General features: G+C 72.3%; 13 protein-coding genes and 4 tRNA genes. 14 read left to right on the forward strand and 3 right to left on the reverse strand.

All coding sequences use genetic code 11. The features are described 5' to 3' along the window. The first annotated feature begins 7 nt into the window (after window positions 1-7). The 11 genes from PSEJ31_RS0105760 (at window position 8) to PSEJ31_RS0105810 (ending at window position 8,947) form a co-directional block, all read left to right on the forward strand. Window positions 8-427, forward strand: a complete 420-nt coding sequence (locus PSEJ31_RS0105760) for a biopolymer transporter ExbD (RefSeq protein ID WP_028914906.1) — start codon at window positions 8-10, stop codon at window positions 425-427. Continuing rightward, entirely contained in the window at window positions 424-2,172 is a 1,749-nt protein-coding gene (gene msbA / locus PSEJ31_RS0105765; protein WP_026010359.1) for a lipid A export permease/ATP-binding protein MsbA, read from the forward strand. The genes PSEJ31_RS0105760 and msbA overlap by 4 nt, the downstream gene beginning before the upstream one ends. 70 nt (window positions 2,173-2,242) lie before the next feature. Further along, window positions 2,243-3,298: a tetraacyldisaccharide 4'-kinase gene (lpxK, locus tag PSEJ31_RS0105770; RefSeq protein ID WP_028914907.1), complete on the forward strand. Its 1,056-nt coding sequence runs from the start codon at window positions 2,243-2,245 to the stop codon at window positions 3,296-3,298. A 59-nt stretch (window positions 3,299-3,357) separates the two neighbouring features. Continuing rightward, the gene (gene kdsB / locus PSEJ31_RS0105775) at window positions 3,358-4,134 is read left to right on the forward strand and encodes a 3-deoxy-manno-octulosonate cytidylyltransferase (RefSeq protein WP_028914908.1); all 777 of its coding nucleotides are present in this window, start codon (window positions 3,358-3,360) and stop codon (window positions 4,132-4,134) included. Next, entirely contained in the window at window positions 4,131-4,628 is a 498-nt protein-coding gene (locus PSEJ31_RS0105780; protein WP_028914909.1) for a low molecular weight protein-tyrosine-phosphatase, read from the forward strand. Before kdsB ends, PSEJ31_RS0105780 begins: the two co-directional genes overlap by 4 nt. After that, a complete protein-coding gene (locus PSEJ31_RS0105785) occupies window positions 4,625-6,037 on the forward strand; it encodes a redoxin domain-containing protein (RefSeq protein WP_028914910.1) in 1,413 nt (470 codons plus the stop codon). The genes PSEJ31_RS0105780 and PSEJ31_RS0105785 overlap by 4 nt, the downstream gene beginning before the upstream one ends. After that, window positions 6,034-7,917: an excinuclease ABC subunit UvrC gene (gene uvrC / locus PSEJ31_RS0105790; RefSeq protein WP_028914911.1), complete on the forward strand. Its 1,884-nt coding sequence runs from the start codon at window positions 6,034-6,036 to the stop codon at window positions 7,915-7,917. The genes PSEJ31_RS0105785 and uvrC overlap by 4 nt, the downstream gene beginning before the upstream one ends. Beyond that, complete coding sequence (gene pgsA, locus PSEJ31_RS0105795) at window positions 7,914-8,546, forward strand: CDP-diacylglycerol--glycerol-3-phosphate 3-phosphatidyltransferase (RefSeq protein WP_019399376.1); 633 nt, start codon at window positions 7,914-7,916, stop codon at window positions 8,544-8,546. Before uvrC ends, pgsA begins: the two co-directional genes overlap by 4 nt. Before the next feature lie 37 nt (window positions 8,547-8,583). Further along, window positions 8,584-8,659, forward strand: a tRNA-Gly gene (locus PSEJ31_RS0105800). A gap of 116 nt (window positions 8,660-8,775) precedes the next feature. After that, a tRNA-Cys gene (locus tag PSEJ31_RS0105805) sits at window positions 8,776-8,849 on the forward strand. A 22-nt stretch (window positions 8,850-8,871) separates the two neighbouring features. Next, window positions 8,872-8,947, forward strand: a tRNA-Gly gene (locus tag PSEJ31_RS0105810). An 81-nt stretch (window positions 8,948-9,028) separates the two neighbouring features. On the opposite strand, the gene PSEJ31_RS0105815 is transcribed toward PSEJ31_RS0105810, so the two are convergent. Further along, window positions 9,029-10,039 carry a LacI family DNA-binding transcriptional regulator gene (locus PSEJ31_RS0105815; RefSeq protein ID WP_026010684.1) on the reverse strand — a complete coding sequence of 337 codons (1,011 nt, stop codon included), beginning with the start codon at window positions 10,037-10,039 and terminating at the stop codon, window positions 9,029-9,031. Between the two features lie 117 nt (window positions 10,040-10,156). On the opposite strand from PSEJ31_RS0105815, the gene PSEJ31_RS0105820 reads away from it, so the two are divergent. The 3 genes from PSEJ31_RS0105820 to PSEJ31_RS0105830 all read left to right on the forward strand — a co-directional run bounded on the left by PSEJ31_RS0105820 (window position 10,157) and on the right by PSEJ31_RS0105830 (window position 13,245). Further along, window positions 10,157-10,243, forward strand: a tRNA-Leu gene (locus PSEJ31_RS0105820). 23 nt (window positions 10,244-10,266) lie between these two features. Continuing rightward, complete coding sequence (locus tag PSEJ31_RS0105825) at window positions 10,267-11,565, forward strand: nucleotide sugar dehydrogenase (RefSeq protein ID WP_019399374.1); 1,299 nt, start codon at window positions 10,267-10,269, stop codon at window positions 11,563-11,565. Between the two features lie 57 nt (window positions 11,566-11,622). Continuing rightward, window positions 11,623-13,245: an FMN-binding glutamate synthase family protein gene (locus tag PSEJ31_RS0105830; protein ID WP_028914912.1), complete on the forward strand. Its 1,623-nt coding sequence runs from the start codon at window positions 11,623-11,625 to the stop codon at window positions 13,243-13,245. Between the two features lie 41 nt (window positions 13,246-13,286). Here PSEJ31_RS0105830 and PSEJ31_RS0105835 read toward each other — a convergent pair whose 3' ends face one another. Beyond that, the gene (locus PSEJ31_RS0105835) at window positions 13,287-16,490 is read right to left on the reverse strand and encodes a multidrug efflux RND transporter permease subunit (RefSeq protein WP_028914913.1); all 3,204 of its coding nucleotides are present in this window, start codon (window positions 16,488-16,490) and stop codon (window positions 13,287-13,289) included. Then, window positions 16,487-17,641: an efflux RND transporter periplasmic adaptor subunit gene (locus PSEJ31_RS0105840; protein WP_028914914.1), complete on the reverse strand. Its 1,155-nt coding sequence runs from the start codon at window positions 17,639-17,641 to the stop codon at window positions 16,487-16,489. Before PSEJ31_RS0105840 ends, PSEJ31_RS0105835 begins: the two co-directional genes overlap by 4 nt. Between the last annotated feature and the right edge of the window lie 36 nt (window positions 17,642-17,677).

Below are 17,677 nucleotides of genomic sequence, written 5' to 3' on the forward strand. Positions count from 1 at the left end.
GACGGCCATGCGTATCCGCGACCAGCGCGCCTACGACGAGCCGGGCATCGACCTGGTGCCGCTGATCGACGTCATCCTGGTGCTGATCATCTTCTTCGTGATCACCACCACCTTCGACGTCCGCTCGACCCTGCAGCTGCAGCTGCCGGTGGCCAGCGCGCAGCAGCCGGCGCCGCCGAAGACCCTCAACATCCTGGTCAACGCCGACGGCCGCTACTTCGTCGGCGAGCAGGAGGTGCTGCGCACCGACGTGGAGGCGGTCAAGCAGGCCATCGCCGCGGCCGCCGGCGACGACCGCGAGCTGCCGGTGATGCTGCGCGCCGACGCCCGCACCCCGTACCAGGCGGTGGTCACCGCCCAGGACGCCCTGGCCCAGCTGGGCTTCCGCCGCATCGCCATCGCCACCGCACCGGAGCCGCAGTCTTGAGTCGTACCCCCCGGCAACCGGTCTGGCCGATCTATCGGCGCCTGCTCGGCTACACCCGCAGGTACTGGATGTTCCTGGCCGCCGCCCTGGTCGGCATGGCGGTGGAAGCCGTGGCTGGCGCCAGCTTCGTGCGGCTGATGAAGCCGCTGACCAACAACTTCGTGCAGCCCACGGCCGAGGACGCGGTGTTCCTGCCGCTGGCCATCGTCGGCCTGTTCGTGCTGCGCAGCCTGGCCACCTTCGTCACCGACTATGGCATGGCCCGCACCGGCCGCAGCGTGGTCCGCGACCTGCGCGAGCAGGTGCTGGCCAAGTACCTGCGGCTGCCGTCGGCGCACTTCGACGCCGAATCCACCCCGGTGATGGTCAGCCGCCTGAACTTCGACACCGAACAGGTCACCCAGGCCAGCTCCGAGGCGCTGAAGACCCTGGTCACCGACAGCCTGACCATCGCCGGCCTGCTCGGGATCATGCTGTGGGCCAGCATCAAGGTGACCTTCGCCATGCTGCTGATCACCCCTCTGATCGGCGTGATCGTGTGGTACGTGGGCAAGCGCTACCGCCGCATCAGCGGCGGCATCCAGGACGGCATGGGGCGCATGGCCGCCAGCGCCGAGCAGTCGCTGGCGGCGCAGCAGGACGTCAAGATCCACGGCGCGCAGTCGCTGGAGACCGGGCGCTACGCCAGCCTCGCCAACCGCATCCTGGGCCTGAACATGAAGGTCGAGAGCACCCGCGCCGGCGCCTCGGCCATGGTCCAGCTGCTGGCGGCGCTGGCGCTGGCGGCGATCGTCTGGGTGGCCGCGCGCGAGGCGCTGCAGGGCCGCCTCGATGCCGGCGACTTCGTCATGCTGATGACCGCGATGATGGCCATCATCCCCTCGCTGCGCCGGGTGACCAGCGTGCAGACCGCGGTCGCGCGCGGTGTGTCCGCGGCCGAGCGGCTGTTCCAGATCATCGACAGCGAGGAAGAGACCGACACCGGCACCCGCCGCATCGACCGCGCCCGCGGCGAGCTGGCGTTCGAGCACGTCAGCCTGCGCTACCGCGACCAGCCCGGCTTCGCCCTGGACGATGTCAGCTTCGTCGCCCGCCCGGGCACGGTGACCGCGATCGTCGGCCGCTCCGGCTCGGGCAAGACCAGCCTGGTGCGGCTGGTGCCGCGCTTCTACGAGCCCAGCGCCGGGCGCATCACCCTGGACGGGGTGCCGCTCAGTGAGTACCGCATGAGCGACCTGCGCCGGCAGATCGCCCTGGTCGGGCAGAAGGTGATGCTGTTCGACGACACCGTCGCCGCCAACATCGCCTACGGCTCCGACGCCAGCCACGAGGCGATCCGCGCCGCGGCCGAGGCGGCCAACGCCTGGGAGTTCATCGAGCGCCTGCCGCAGGGCCTGGATACCCCGATCGGCGAGAACGGCGCGCTGCTGTCCGGGGGGCAGCGCCAGCGCCTGGCGATCGCCCGCGCGATCCTGCGCGACGCGCCGATCCTGATCCTGGACGAGGCCACCGCGGCCCTGGACAACGAATCCGAGCGCCTGGTGCAGGACGCACTGCAGCGGCTGATGCCCGAGCGCACCACCCTGGTGATCGCCCACCGCCTGTCGACCATCGAGCACGCCGACCAGGTGCTGGTGCTGGACCAGGGCCGGATCGTGGAGCGCGGCACCCACGCCGAGCTGGTCGCCGCCGGCGGCCTCTACGCCCACCTGCACAGCGCCCAGTTCCGCGAGCGCCAGGCGTGATGCGCGGGATCCTGCACAGCGGTTGGGTGGCAGCGGCGAACGCCGGCGCGGCGCCCGGGGAGGTCCGGGCATGAGCCGCGGCGCCCCGAAGACCCCTTCCTGGTGGTTCAACGACGGCCCGGTGCCGCTGCCGGCACGGCTGCTGGCCACGGTCTACGCCGCGGCCATCGCCCTGCGCGGCCGGCTCTACCGGATCGGCCTGCTGCGCCGGCACAGCGTGCCGGTGCCGGTGGTGGTGGTCGGCAACCTGGCCGCCGGCGGCGCCGGCAAGACCCCGCTGACCCTGGCCCTGGTCGAGCGCCTGCGCCGCGAAGGCTGGCGCCCGGGCGTGGCCAGTCGCGGCTACGGCCGCGCCGACACCGCGCCGCGCTGGGTGCTGCCGGAGACCCCGGTGGAGCAGGGCGGCGACGAGCCGGTGCTGATCGCGCGCCGCGCCGCGGTGCCGGTGCGGGTCGACCGCGACCGCGCCGCCGCCGCGCGCGCCCTGGTCGAGGCCGGCTGCGACGTGGTGGTGTGCGACGACGGCCTGCAGCACTACCGCCTGGAGCGCGACGTCGAGATCGAGGTGATCGACGGCGCGCGCCGCTACGGCAACGGCCGCATGCTCCCGGCGGGACCGTTGCGCGAACCGGCCGAGCGCGGCCGCCGCTGCGACTTCCGCGTGGTCAACCTGGGCCACGGCGGCGCCGCGGCCAGCGCGCCGGGGACCGGGCGCGCCGCGGAGCGGCCCGCCGCCTGCGCCACCGGCTTCGGCGAATGGCCGATGTACCTGCGCACCCGCAGCGTGCTGCCGCTGGCCGGCGGCCGGCCGCGGCCGCTGGCGGCGTTCGCCGGGTTGCGCGTGCACGCGGTCGCCGGGATCGGCAACCCCGAACGCTTCTTCGATACCCTGCGCGCGGCCGGGATCGGCGTGGTCCCGCATGCCTTCGCCGACCACCACGCCTACCAGCCGGCGGACCTGGAGTTCGGCAACGACCTGCCGGTGCTGATGACCGAGAAGGACGCGGTGAAGTGCGCCGCCTTCGCCGACGAGCGCTGCCACGCGGTGCCGGTGGACGCCGAACTGCCGGCCGCGTTCTGGGTGGCGCTGCTGGACCGCCTGGGCTCGCCGCCGCGCGAAGGCTGAAGGCCGCATCCGGCCGCCGCGGCGGCCGTCCTGGACAGATCGCACGACCGGAGAACGTCATGTCGCAACTGGATTTCGTGGTCGCCGTGCCGGCCCGCTACGCCGCCAGCCGCCTGCCGGGCAAGCCGCTGCGCCCGCTCGGCGGGGAACCGCTGGTGCTGCACGTGGCGCGGCGCGCGCTGGCCGCCGGCGCACGCGAGGTCTGGCTGGCCACCGACGACGCGCGCGTGGCCGAGGCCGTGGCCGGCCAGCCCGGCGTGCGCGTGGCCATGACCTCGCCCGACCACGCTTCCGGCACCGACCGCCTGGCCGAATGCGTCGCGATCGCCGGCTGGAGCGACGACACCCTGGTGGTCAACCTGCAGGGCGACGAGCCCTTCGCCCCGGCCAGCGGCATCCGCGAAGTCGCGCGGCTGCTGGCCGCCAGCGGGGCGGCGATGGCGACCCTGGCCGCGCCGGTGACCGAGGCCGAAGTCCTGTTCGATCCCAACACGGTCAAGCTGGTGCGCGCCGCCAACGGCGACGCCCTGTACTTCAGCCGCGCGCCGCTGCCGTGGCCGCGCGACGCCTTCGCCCGTGACCGCAGCGTGCTGCCGGAAGGCGGACACTGGCTGCGCCACATCGGCATCTACGCCTACCACGCCGGCTTCCTGCGCACCTTCGCGGCGATGCCGCCGGGCGTGCTGGAGCGGGTCGAATCGCTGGAGCAGCTGCGGGTGCTGGAAGCCGGCCACCGCATCGCCGTGGCCCTGACCCCGGAGCCGTTCCCGCCGGGCGTGGACACCCAGGAGGACCTGGAGCGCGCCGAGGCCCGCCTGCGGGAGCTGGGCGCATGAGCACCACCCGGATCCTGGTCGTGTGCCTGGGCAACATCTGCCGCTCGCCGATGGCCGAGGGCGCGCTGCGCGCCCGGATCGCCGCCTCGCACCTGGCCGGGCGGGTGGAGGTGGACTCGGCCGGCACCGGCGGCTGGCACGCCGGCGAGCCGCCGGACCGCCGCGCCATCGCCTGCGCCCGCCGCCACGGCGTGGACATCGGCGGCCTGCGTGCACGCCAGGTCCGCAGCCGCGACTTCGAGGACTTCGACTGGCTGCTCTGCGCCGACGCCGACAACCTGCGCGACGTGCGCCGGCTGGCCCCGGCGCAGGCACGCGGCAAGGTCGCGCTGCTGCTGGACTGGGCCGGGACCGTGCCCGGCGGCGAGGTGCCCGATCCGTACTACGGCGGGGAGGAACACTTCGAGGAAGTCTGGAGCCTGGTCGACGCCGCGGCCCGGGCCGCGGTCGAACGGCTTTCCAGCCGCGCCGGCTCCGGCATAATCGCCCCATGAACGCGGCGACCCTCCAGGAACTGCCCGCCGGCCTCGACTGGCTCAACGCCAACCCGGCCTCCCTCCACGACCTGCGCGGCCGCCCGGTCGTGCTGGCCTTCGTCAACGCCGCCTCGGCCTGGTGCACCCAGCGCCTGCAGGAGCTGGCGAACTGGCAGGCGCGCAACCCGGGCAAGCTGCACGTGCTGGTGCTGCAGGTGCCGCGCTTCGATTGCGAGCGCCAGCCGCAGCGCTCGCTGAAGCTGCTGCGCCGCCATGGCAGCAGCTTCCCCGCGCTGCTGGACGCCGACTGGGCGGCCTGGCAGCGCTACGGCATCGAATCCTGGCCGACCCTGCTGCTGGTCGACGCGCAGGGCCGCGAGCGCGAGCGCATCGTCGGCCTGGGCGGCGACCTGGACCGCGCGCTGTCGGCCCTGGCCGCGGACGCGCCGCCCCCGCACCCGGAGGAGGTGCGGCTGGTGGAAACCGTGCCCGAGCCGCGCCTGGCGCTGCGCTTCCCCACCGCGGTGGCGGTCAGCGCCGAGCGCCTGTTCATCGCCGACACCGGGCACCACCGCATCCTGGAGTGCAACCACGCCGGGCGCATCCTGCGCCAGTTCGGCCTGGGCACCGCCGACGCGATGGACGGCCCGCACGACCAGGCCGCGTTCAACCGCCCGCAGGGCCTGGCCCTGGAGCGCGAGTTCCTGTACGTGGCCGACACCGGCAACCATGCCCTGCGCCGGATCAACCTGCTCAAGGGCACGGTGGACACGCTGTGCGGCACCGGCCGCCCCGGCGAGCCGGTGGAAGGGCCGGTGGCCAGCACCGGCACCTCGCTCGACCACCCGGTGGCGCTGGCCGTGGCCGCCAACCAGGTGCACATCGCCTGCGCCGGCGACAACCGCCTGTGGAGCTACGACCTGGGCCGCAGCGAGCTGTCGCTGCGCGCTGGCACCGGGCGCCTGGAGATGCGCGACGGCAACGCCCGCACCATCGCCGCGTTCGCCCAGCCCGCCGGCCTGGCCGCGGTGCAGCAGGTGCTGTACGTGTGCGACGCGCTGGGCTCGGCGATCCGCTCGCTGCAGCTGCGCAGCGACCTGGTCCAGACCCTGGTGGGGCAGGGCATGTGGGATTTCGGCGATGCCGACGGCCCGCGTGCCAACGCCCGCCTGCAGCATCCGCAGGGCATCGCCCTGAGCGCGGATGCGCCGCTGCTGTGGATCGCCGACAGCGGCAACGGCAGCCTGCGTACCCTCCGCCTTGGCGGCGGCGAGCTGAGCACCGTCAGCCTGCCGCGGCGTCTCCATGGCCCCTCCGGCCTGGCCATCGGCGGCGGCGCGGTCTGGATCGCCGAGACCGACGCCCATGCCGTGCTGCGCTACGACATCGTCACCGGCGAACTGGGCGACGTGAACATCAGCGAATGAGCAGCCCCGCGGTACCGGAGTTCGACGGCAAGGCCTTCGTTTCCGGCCTGAGCCTGGCCCCGGGCGTGTACCGCATGTACGCGGCCGACGGCAGCCTGCTGTACGTCGGCAAGGCCGGCGCGCTCAAGCGGCGCGTGGCCAGCTATTTCAGCAACACGCCCAAGACCCCGCGGATCCAGGCGATGGTCGCCCAGATCGCGCGCATGGAGGTCACGGTCACCCGCACCGAGGCCGAGGCGCTGCTGCTGGAGAACCAGCTGATCAAGTCGCTGTCGCCGCGCTACAACGTCTCCCTGCGCGACGACAAGAGCTACCCGTACGTGCTGCTGACCCGCGAACAGTGGCCGCGGCTGGCCTTCCACCGCGGCCCGCGCGCGGTGCCGGGGCGCTACTTCGGCCCCTACGCCAGCGCCGGCGCGGTGCGCGAGACCATGAACCTGATGCACAAGCTGTTCCGCCTGCGCAGCTGCGAGGACAGCGTGTTCCGCAACCGCAGCCGGCCCTGCCTGCAGTACCAGATCGGCCGCTGCAGCGCGCCGTGCGTGGGCCTGGTGGCGGAGGAGGACTACGCCGAATCGGTGCGCCGCGCCTCGCTGTTCCTGGAAGGCCGCAGCGACGAGCTGGGCAAGGAGCTGGCGGCGGCGATGGAGAAGGCCAGCCAGGCGCTGGAGTTCGAGGAGGCCGCGCGCCTGCGCGACCTGCTGGCGCAGCTGCGCGGCATGCAGGCGCGGCAGTACGTGGACGGCCATGCCGCCAACCTGGACGTGATCGCCTGCGAGATGCAGGGCAGCCATGCGTGCGTGCTGCTGCTGGCGTTCCGCGACGGCCGCAACCTCGGCACCCGCGCGTTCTTCCCGCGCACCAACGGCGAGGACAGCGCCGAGGAGGTGCTGGCAGCCTTCGTGTCGCAGTACTACGCCGAGCAGCCGGCGCCGCCGGAGATTGTGCTGGACCGCGCGATCCCCGACGCCGAGGTGATCGAGGCGGCGCTGGCCGAGGGGGCGGGGCGCAGGGTGGCGCTGAAGTCCAGCGTGCGCGGCGAGCGCGCCGGCTACCTGGAACTGGCCAGGCGCAACGCCAAGGTGGCCCTGGCCAGCGAACTGGCCAGCCGCAACGCGCAACAGGTGCGCAGCGAGGCCCTGCGCGAGCTGCTGGGCCTGGAGGAAGTGCCCTCGCGCGTGGAGTGCTTCGACATCAGCCACACCCTGGGCGAGGCCACCGTGGCCTCGTGCGTGGTGTTCGACCCGGCCGGGCCGGTGCGCAACCAATACCGCCGCTACAACATCACCGGGATCGAGCCGGGCGACGACTACGCCGCGATGCGCCAGGCGATCGAGCGGCGCTTCCGCCGTGCGATGGAGGCCGAGGCCGGCGTGGCGCCGCCGGGTTCCAACGCGGTCCTGCCCGACGTGCTGCTGATCGACGGCGGCGCCGGGCAGCTGGCGCAGGCGCGCGCGGCACTGGCCGACCTGGGCGTGGAGAACGTGCTGCTGGTGGGCGTGTCCAAGGGCGAGCAGCGGCGTGCCGGCGACGAGACCCTGGTGTTCCCCGACGGCCGCGAGGTGCGCCCCGGCGCGGCCTCGCCGGCGCTGCAGTTCATCCAGCAGGTGCGCGACGAGGCGCACCGCTTCGCCATCACCGGCCACCGCGGCAAGCGCCAGAAGGCGCGCACCACCAGCCGCCTGGAGGACATCCCCGGCATCGGCCCGCGCCGCCGCGCCGCGCTGCTGAAGCATTTCGGCGGCCTGGGCGGGCTCAAGGCCGCCGGCGAGGAGGAGATCGCCCGGGTCGAAGGCATCAACGCGGCCCTGGCCGCCCGCATCTACGCTACCCTGCACGGGCTGCCCGTGCCTGGTTCCGAATCCGCGCAAGACCGATGACCCTGACCGTACCCACCTGGCTGACCCTGCTGCGGATCATGATGATCCCGGTGCTGGTCCTGGTGTTCTACCTGCCTTACAGATGGACCAACTTCGCCGCCGCCGGCGTGTTCATCCTCGCCGCCGTCACCGACTGGCTGGATGGCTGGGTCGCGCGCCGCTACGGCATGCACTCGGCCTTCGGCGCCTTCCTCGACCCGGTGGCCGACAAGCTGATGGTGGCGGTGGCCCTGTTCCTGATCGTGCAGGGCCATCCGACCCCGTGGATGGCGTTCTGGGCGGCGGTGATCGTCGGCCGCGAGATCGCGGTGTCGGCGCTGCGCGAGTGGATGGCCGAGCTGGGCCAGCGGGCGATGGTGAAGGTGGCGATGATCGGCAAGATCAAGACCACCGCGCAGATGATCGCGCTGTCCTGCCTGCTGTACTCGGTCAGCCCGAACCGCTCGACCGCGGGCATCTGGATGGGCGAGCCGGTGTTCCACGTCGGCGACTGGCTGCTGGCGATCGCCGCGCTGCTGACGTTGTGGTCGGGCTTCCAGTACCTGCACGCGGCCTGGCCGGCGCTGCGCGCGGACGAGGAGGCCTCGGCCGCGCGTTCGAAGGCCAGGAAAATGCACGGGACCAGTTGACAGGTTTCGTGAAAACCCTAAAATGCGCGTCTCCCAAGCGGGAATAGCTCAGTTGGTAGAGCGCAACCTTGCCAAGGTTGAGGTCGCGGGTTCGAGTCCCGTTTCCCGCTCCAGTTCGATGGTCGTGGCAAGCCCTCCATCGAGGGCGAGCGGCGGCTCGACAAGCCCCGGAGACGGGGTTTTGTTTTGAGGGGTTCCGGCGGCCCGGCTGCCGGCGGTACCGGTCACCGGCCTGGTGGCAGAGTGGTTATGCAGCGGACTGCAAATCCGCGTACGCCGGTTCAATTCCGACCCAGGCCTCCATCGGTACCGGCGAAAAACTCATGCGGGAATAGCTCAGTTGGTAGAGCGCAACCTTGCCAAGGTTGAGGTCGCGGGTTCGAGTCCCGTTTCCCGCTCCAATCCGCCAGCCGCCCCGAGCGGCCGGCAAGACAAAGGCCCCGCCAGAGCGGGGCCTTGTCGTTTCCGGCTTCCGCCGGCGCTCAGCGGCGCGGGGCGGGGCCGGTGGAGTGGCGGATCTGCAGCTGGTACGGCACCCGCACCATGTGCGCCGGACCGTGGCCGTCGATCGCCGCGATCAGCTGCTGGGCGGCGATCCGGCCCATTTCCCGGCTGGGCTGGCGCACCGTGGTGAGGCTGGGCCAGACCTGGCGCGAGATCGGGGTGTCGTCGAAGCCGAATACCGACAGCTGCTCCGGCACCCGCAGGCCGCGCGCGGCCGCCTCGTACAGCACGCCGCAGGCGGTGTCGTCGTTGGCGGCGAAGATCGCGGTGGGCGGGTCGGCCATGTCCAGCAGCTGGCGCGCGCCGGCGATGCCGGACTCGAACGAGAACTCGCCTTCCACCACCAGGTCCGGGTCCGGTTCGATCCCGGCCTGGCGCAGGCCGTCGAGGTAGCCGGCCAGGCGCCAGGCGCGGCCGCCATGGCTGCGGTGGCCGGCGATGTGGCCGATGCGGCGGTGCCCGAGGGCGACGACATGGGCCATCATGTCCGCCGCCGCCGCGCGTTCGTCCAGGGTGGCGCCGATGCCGCCGCCGTCGCGCTTGGCCGAGATCGTGGCGTAGCGCACGTTGAGCTCGCGCAGGCGCCTGACCAGGGCGGCATCGTCGGTCAGCGGCGGGGTGAGGATCAGGCCGTCGGGACGGTACTGGCTGATCAGCGTTTCCACCGACTCGACGTGGCCGCGCTGGCCGAAGTCGACCGGGCGCAGGGTCAGCCCGTAGTGCGACTGCTCGCAGGCCGCCAGCACGCCCTCGATCACTTCCATGATGTAGCTGGGCGAGGGGTTGTCGTACAGCAGCGAGACCAGGTACGAGCGCCGGCCGGCGAGGCTGCGGGCGGAGGTGTTGGGGCGGTAGTTCAGCTGCCGCGCGGCTTCCTCGACCCGCAACCGGGTTTCCTCGCGGACGTTGGGCTCGCGGTTGAACACCCGCGAGACCGTCTTCATGGAAACGCCCGCGGCGGCGGCGACATCCTCGATCCTGGCGCGCACTGCTCCTCCCCGTGACCCGCGTCGTGCCGCGGGTGGTGGGCCATTCTAGCGGAGCCCGCCGCGGCGGACCCTCCGCCAATGGCACAATGCGCCGGCGGCGCGCGCCGCGGACTGCCCGCCCGGGTGGTGAAACAGGTAGACACAGGAGACTTAAAATCTTCCGGCCGCGAGGCCTTGCGGGTTCGAGTCCCGCCCCGGGCACCACACCACATTGCTGCTGGAGGCACATGCAGGCCACCGACATCGAGGTACCGCTCCCCGCCCGGGATGCCAGGATCGCGGTCATTGGACTGGGCTACGTGGGCCTTCCCCTGGCGGTGGCGTTCGCCTCGCGGCGGCAGGTGACCGGCTTCGACGTCGACGCCACCCGCGTGGCCGAGCTGCGCGCCGGGCACGACCGCACGCGCGAGATGGATCCGCAGGCGCTGGCCGCCGCCACCGGCCTGGAGCTGGCCTCCGACCCGGCCGCGCTGCGCGAATGCGCGATCCACATCGTCGCCGTGCCCACCCCGATCGACGCCTTCCACGAGCCGGACCTGGAGCCGCTGCGCCAGGCCACCGCGCTGGTGGCCGCGGCGCTGAAGCCGGGCGACCTGGTGATCTACGAATCCACGGTGTATCCGGGCACCACCGAGGAGATCTGCGTGCCGATCCTGGAGGCCGGCTCCGGGCTGCGCTTCAACGTGGACTTCAGCTGCGGCTACAGCCCCGAGCGGGTGAGCCCCGGCGACCACCACCGGCGCCTTGCCGACATCCGCAAGATCACTTCCGGCTCGCACCCGGCCGCCGCGCGCGCGGTGGACGAGTTGTACCGCTCGATCATCACCGCCGGCACCTGGCCGGCGCCGTCGATCCGGGTGGCCGAGGCCGCCAAGGTGGTGGAGAACATCCAGCGCGACGTCAACATCGCCCTGGTCAACGAACTGGCCCTGGTGTTCGACCGCCTGGGCATCGATACCGGCGACGTGCTGGAGGCGGCCGGCACCAAGTGGAACTTCCTGCCGTTCCGGCCGGGCCTGGTCGGTGGCCACTGCATCGGCGTGGATCCGTACTACCTGCTGCACAAGTCGCGCAGCGCCGGCTTCCATCCGGAGCTGATCCACACCGCGCGCGAGGTCAACGAGCGCGTGGTCGGGCACGTGGTATCCAGGGTGCTGGGGCTGCTGCGCGGGCGCGGGCGCGAGCCGGCCGGTTCGCGCGTGCTGGTGCTGGGCGTGACCTTCAAGGAGAACTGCCCGGACCTGCGCAACAGCCGCGCGCTGGACCTGGTGCGGGAGCTTGGTGCGGCCGGGGCCCGGGTCGATGCGGTCGATCCCTGGGCCGACCCGGGCGAATCCGCCGCGCTGGGCGCGCCGCTGCGCGAGGCACCGGAGCAGGGCGCCTACGACGCCATCGTGCTGGCGGTAGCCCATGCCCAGTTCCGCGACTGGGACGCGGCGCGCGTGCGTGCGCTGGGACGGCCCGGCGCAGTGGTGTACGACGTCAAGTCGGTGTGGCCGCGCGAGGCGGTGGACGCGCGCCTGTAGCCCACGCCACGGCGCGCGTCTGGCTAGACTCGGGGCTCCGTCCCGCGAGGAGGCACGATGCACCGCTATCTCGGCTACGCCGGCGCCTGGGTCCTGCTGCTGGTTTCGATCCCGCTGGCCCTGCGCTGGCCCTCCTGGGGCTGGGGCGCGGCCATCGGCCTGGTGCTGGTCGCGCTCGGCACCCTCGACCTGCTGCAGAAGCGCAGCACCCTGCGCCGCAACTATCCGCTGCTGGCCTGGTTCCGCTACGGGCTGGAATCGGTCGGGCCGGAGATCCGCCAGTACTTCGTCGAGGCCGATACCGACGAGGTGCCGTTCTCGCGCCAGCAGCGGGCGCTGGTGTACCGGCGCGCCAAGAACGTGATGGACGTGGTGCCGTTCGGCACCCTGCAGGACGCCTACGCCACCGACTACGAGTGGATCAACCACTCGCTGGCGCCGACCAGGATCGCCGACCACGACTTCCGCATCACCGTCGGCCCGGACGCGGCCCAGCCGTACCGGGCCAGCGTGTTCAACATCTCGGCGATGAGCTTCGGCTCGCTGTCGGCCAACGCGATCCGCGCGCTCAACGAGGGCGCCCGCCGCGGCGGCTTCTACCACGACACCGGCGAGGGCTCGATCTCCCCCTACCACCTGGAGCCGGGCGGCGACCTGGTCTGGGAGCTGGGCTCGGGCTACTTCGGCTGCCGTGATGGCAACGGCCGCTTCGACCCGGAGCGCTTCGCCGAGCAGGCGGCGCGGCCGCAGGTGAGGATGATCGAGGTCAAGCTGTCGCAGGGCGCCAAGCCCGGCCACGGCGGGGTGCTGCCGGCGGCCAAGGTCAGCGCCGAGATCGCCGCCACCCGCGGCGTGCCGATGGGCGCCGACTGCGTCTCGCCTTCCAGCCATCCGGAGTTCGACACCCCGCTGGGCCTGTTGCAGTTCGTGGCCAGGCTGCGCGAACTTTCAGGCGGCAAGCCGGTGGGCTTCAAGCTGGCCATCGGCCATCCCTGGGAATGGTTCGCCGTCGCCAAGGCGATGCACGAAAGCGGCCTGCTGCCGGACTTCATCGTGGTCGACGGCGCCGAGGGCGGCACCGGCGCGGCGCCGGTGGAGTTCATGGACCACATCGGCGTGCCCATGCACGAGGGCCTGATGCTGGTGCACAACACCCTGGTCGGGCTGGGCCTGCGCCAGCGCATCCGCCTGGCCGGGGCAGGGCGGATCACCAGCGCGTTCGACATCGCCCGCACCCTGGCCATGGGCGCGGACTGGTGCAACGCCGGCCGCGCCTTCATGTTCGCCCTGGGCTGCATCCAGTCGCTGAGCTGCCACACCGACCGCTGCCCGACCGGCATCGCCACCCAGGACCCGCGCCGCTGGCGCAACCTGGACCCGCAGGACAAGGCCACCCGGGTCTACCAGTTCCATCTCAACACCGTGCGCGCGCTGCGCGACCTGTTGTGCGCGGCCGGGCTCAACCATCCATCCGAGCTGGGCCCGGAGCACATCCTGCGTCGGGTGTCGCCGACCGAGATCCGCTCGCTGGCCGCGCTGTACCACTTCCTGGAACCGGGCGAGCTGCTGCACGGCACCCCGTCGCATGCGGTGTTCCGCGCATTCTGGGCCGATGCCGACCCGCGCAGCTTCGGCCCGCCGCCGCGGCTGGCCGCGCTGCGCTCCAGCAAGAGCCGCTGAGCAGGCGCCGCCGATCCGGCCTGCGCGCGGCGGGCCATGCCTCACCGCCCGCCGCCGGCGTCGGTGGGGTGGCCATGCACGGGCAGCCGCGGCGCGTCGTGGCGGGCCGCCGAATGCAGCGGGCGCCCGGAGAGCCGGCGCATGGCCAGGTAGAACACCGGGGTCAGGAACAGCCCGAACAGGGTCACGCCCAGCATCCCGAAGAACACGGAGATGCCCATGGCCTGGCGCATCTCCGCGCCCGCGCCGTGCGCGAACACCAGCGGCACCACGCCCATGATGAAGGCCAGCGAGGTCATCAGGATCGGGCGCAGGCGCAGCCGGCAGGCCTCGAGCACGGCGTCGAGCGTGCCGTGCCCTGCCATCTCCAGCTCGCGCGCGAATTCCACGATCAGGATCGCGTTCTTCGACGCCAGGCCGACCAGCACAATCAGGCCGATCTGGGTGAAGATGTTGTTGTCGCCGCCGGTCAGCCACACGCCGGCCAGCGCCGACAGCACGCTCATCGGAACGATCAGCACCACCGCCAGCGGCAGGGTCAGGCTTTCGTACTGGGCCGCAAGCACCAGCAGCACCAGCAGCACGCACAGCGGGAAGATCCACAGCGCGCTGTTGCCGGCGATGATCTGCTGGTAGGTCAGGTCGGTCCACTCGAAGCCGATGCCCGGCGGCAGGGTGCGCGCGGCCACGCGCTCGATCGCGGCCATCGCCTGCGACGAGGAGTAGCCCGCGGCCGGGGCTCCGCTGAGGTCCGCCGCGGTGTAGCCGTTGTAGCGCGTGACCAGCTCCGGGCCGTAGGCCTGCCCGACCCGGGCGAAGGCCGCCAGCGGCACCATCTGGCCGTCGGCCGCGCGCGTCTTCAGCTGCAGCACGTCCTCCGGGTGTGCGCGGTGCGGCGCGTCGGCCTGGGCGCGCACTTGGTAGACGCGCCCGAACAGGTTGAAGTCGTTGACGTAGAACGAGCCCAGGTACACCTGCAGGGTCTGGAACACCTCCGTGACCGCGATGCCCAGCTGCTTGGCCTTGATCCGGTCCACGTCCACGCGCAGCTGCGGCACGTTGATCTGGTAGGTGGAGAACAGTGGCGTCAGCTCCGGCTCCTTCGCCGCCTCGGCGATGAACTCGCGGGTCGCCGCGTGCAGGGCGTCGTAGCCCAGGTTGCCGCGGTCCTCCAGCTGCAGCTTGAACCCGCCCATCGAGCCGATGCCCATCACCGGCGGGGCCGGGAACACCCCGGCGAAGGTGGATTTCTCCAGGCCGGCGTACTTGGCGTTGAGCGAGGCGGCGATGGCGTCGGCGCCCAGGCCTTTGCGCCGCTCGAACGGCTCCAGCAGGATGAAGCCCAGGCCGGAGCTGGGGCTGGTGGTGGTGCCGTTGATCGACAGCCCGGCGTAGGACGAGGTCGAAGCCACGCCCGGCTCGGCCAGGGCGATGTCGGTCATCCGCGCCAGCACTTCGTCGGTGCGGTCCAGGGTGGAGCCGGCCGGAAGCTGCACGAAGCTGATCAGGTACTCCTTGTCCTGGGCCGGGACGAAGCCGCCGGGGACCGCCTTGCCCAGCGCGGCGGTGGCCAGCAGCAGCACGCCGTACACCGCCATCACCACGGTCTTGCGTCCGGCCAGGCGCGCCACGCCGTGGCCGTAGCGTTCCGCACCGCGGTCGAAGACGCGGTTGAAGCGGGCGAAGAAGCCGCCGAAGACCCGGTGCATGGCCCGCGTCAGCCAGTCCGCCTGCGCGCCATGCGGCCTCAGCAGCAGCGCCGACAGCGCCGGCGACAGGGTCAGCGAGTTGATCGCCGACAGCACCGTGGACACGGCAATGGTCACCGCGAACTGCTGGTAGAAGCGGCCGGTCAGCCCAGACAGGAAGGCCAGCGGGACGAACACCGCCGCCAAGGTCAGGGCGATGGCGATGATCGGGCCGCTGACCTCGCGCATGGCCCGGTAGGTCGCCTCGCGGGGGGCGAGGCCCGTCGCGATGTTGCGCTCGACGTTCTCCACCACCACGATCGCGTCGTCGACCACGATGCCGATCGCCAGCACCAGGCCGAACAGGCTCAGCGCGTTGATCGAGAAGCCGAACAGGTACAGGCAGGCCATCGTGCCGACGATCGACACCGGCACCGCGAGCAGCGGGATGATCGAGGCGCGCCAGGTCTGCAGGAACAGGAACACCACGACCACCACCAGGACGATGGCCTCGAACAGCGTCCGCACCACCGCATCGATGCTGGCCTGCACCGAGCGGGTAGGGTTGTAGACGATCACGTAGTCCAGGCCTTCGGGGAACTGGCGCTTGAGCTCCTCCATCGTCGTCCTGACGTTGGCGGCGATGTCCAGCGCGTTGGCGCCGGGGGCCTCCATGATCGCCAGCGGCACCGCCGGTTCCGTGCCGAGGTAGGCGCGCACGCCGTATTCCTGCGCCGCCATCTCGATCCGGGCGACGTCGCGCAACAGGGTGGTGCGGCCGTCGTGACCTGCGCGCAGCACGATGCCGCCGAACTCCTCCGGCGTGCGCAGCCGGCCTTCGGCGCTGACCGACATCTGGAACGGCGTTCCCTCGGGCACCGGCGCCGCGCCGATGCTGCCCACCGCCGCCTGGGTGTTCTGCTCGCGGATCGCGGCCACCACCTCGGCCGCGGTCAGCCCGCGCGCGGCGACCGCGTCCGGATCCAGCCACACGCGCATCGCGTAGGCGCCCGGGCCCCACAGGTTGACCTGGCCCACGCCGTCGATCCGCGCCAGCCGGTCGCGCACGTTCCGGATCGCATAGTTGCTCAGGTAATTGGCGTCGTAGCGCCCGTCCGGGGACAGCAGGTGCACCGCCAGGGTGATGTTGGGCGAGATCTTGGTCGTGGTGACGCCCAGCCGCTGCACTTCCTCCGGCAGGCGTGGCACGGCCTGCTCGACCCGGTTGCGCACCCATTGCAGGGCCTGGTCCGGATCGGTGCCCAGCCTGAAGGTGACGGTGAGGAACAGGTTGCCGTCCGCGTTGGCCAGCGACTGCATGTACAGCATGTTCTCCACGCCGTTGACGGATTCCTCGATCGGCGCGGCGACGGTCTCGGCGAGGGTTGTGGCGTTGGCGCCGGGATACTGCGCCTGCACCATGACCGAGGGCGGTACCACCTGCGGATACTCCGAGACCGGCAGCTGGAACATGGCGATGGCGCCGGCGATGAAGATCAGCGCCGAGACCACCCCGGCGAAGATCGGCCGGTCGATGAAGAAGCGCGACAGGTTCATCGCAGCGGCCCTCCCTCGCGCGGCGGAGCCGGCACGGCGGCGACGAGGTCGCCCGGGCGTACCCGCTGCGCGCCCTCGACGATCACCTGGTCGCCCGGCGCCAGGCCGCTGCGCACCACGCGGAGGCCGCCCTGGCGGCTGCCCAGTTCGATCTGGCGGTACTCGACCCGGCCGTCCCGGCCGACCACCAGCACGAAACGGCGGTCCTGGTCGGTCCCGATCGCGGCCTCGTCGACCAGCACCGCCAGGTAGGGCTCGCTGGCCTGCAGTCGGACCCGGGCCTGCAGGCCGGGAATCATGCGCCCGTCGGGGTTGTCCAGCACCGCGCGCACGCGGATCGTGCCCGAGCGCGTGTCCAGCTGGTTGTCCAGCGAATGCAGCCTGCCGGCGTGCGGATGGCCTTCCTCGCCGGCCAGGCCGACCTGCACCCGCAGCGGCCGGGTGCCCTTGCGCGCGTCCAGGTAGCGCAGCAGGGTCTGCTCGTCGACGTTGAACGAGGCGTAGATCGGATCGAGGGTGACGATGGAGGTCAGCGGGGCGGCATCGCCGCCGGCCTTGACCACGTTGCCGGCGGTCACCTCCGAGCGCGAGATGCGGCCGCTGATGGGCGCGCGGATGAGGGTGTAGTCCACGTCCAGGCGGGCGCGGTCGGCCGCGGCCCGCGCCGCCTGCGCCGCCGAGGCGGCCTCGCGCGCCGCGTTCTCCAGCGCGTCGAACTCGCGCCGGGAAATGGTGTTTGCCTCCAGCAGGCGCCGCCCGCGTTCCAGTTCCAGGACGGTGAAGCGCTGGCGGTCCCGGGCCTGGGCCAGCGCCGCCGCCGCGCGCCTGGCCTCGACCTCGAACGGCTCCGGGTCGATCGTGTACAGCAGGTCGCCCTCGCGGACCTGCTGGCCGTCGTGGAAATGCACGCCCAGCAGGGTGCCTGCGACCCGCGGGCGGATTTCCACCTGCCCGACTGCCTCCAGGCGGCCCGAATATTCCGCCCAGTCGGTGACGCGCCGGGTGGCGACGGTCTGCACCTGCACAATCGGCGGGGCAGGGGCCGGGCCGGGCTGCGCGCGGCTGCCCAGCAGGGCCGCGGCTGCGCCACTGGCGACCAGTATGGAGGCTGCGGCCCACAGGACCGTCCGGCGTTGGGGGATGGTGGACATGGCATGGCTCTGCGCGGGAGAGGGGCGCAAAGTCTC

Origin of the sequence: Pseudoxanthomonas sp. J31 (genome assembly GCF_000510725.1) — a bacterium.
GTDB lineage: Bacteria > Pseudomonadota > Gammaproteobacteria > Xanthomonadales > Xanthomonadaceae > Pseudoxanthomonas.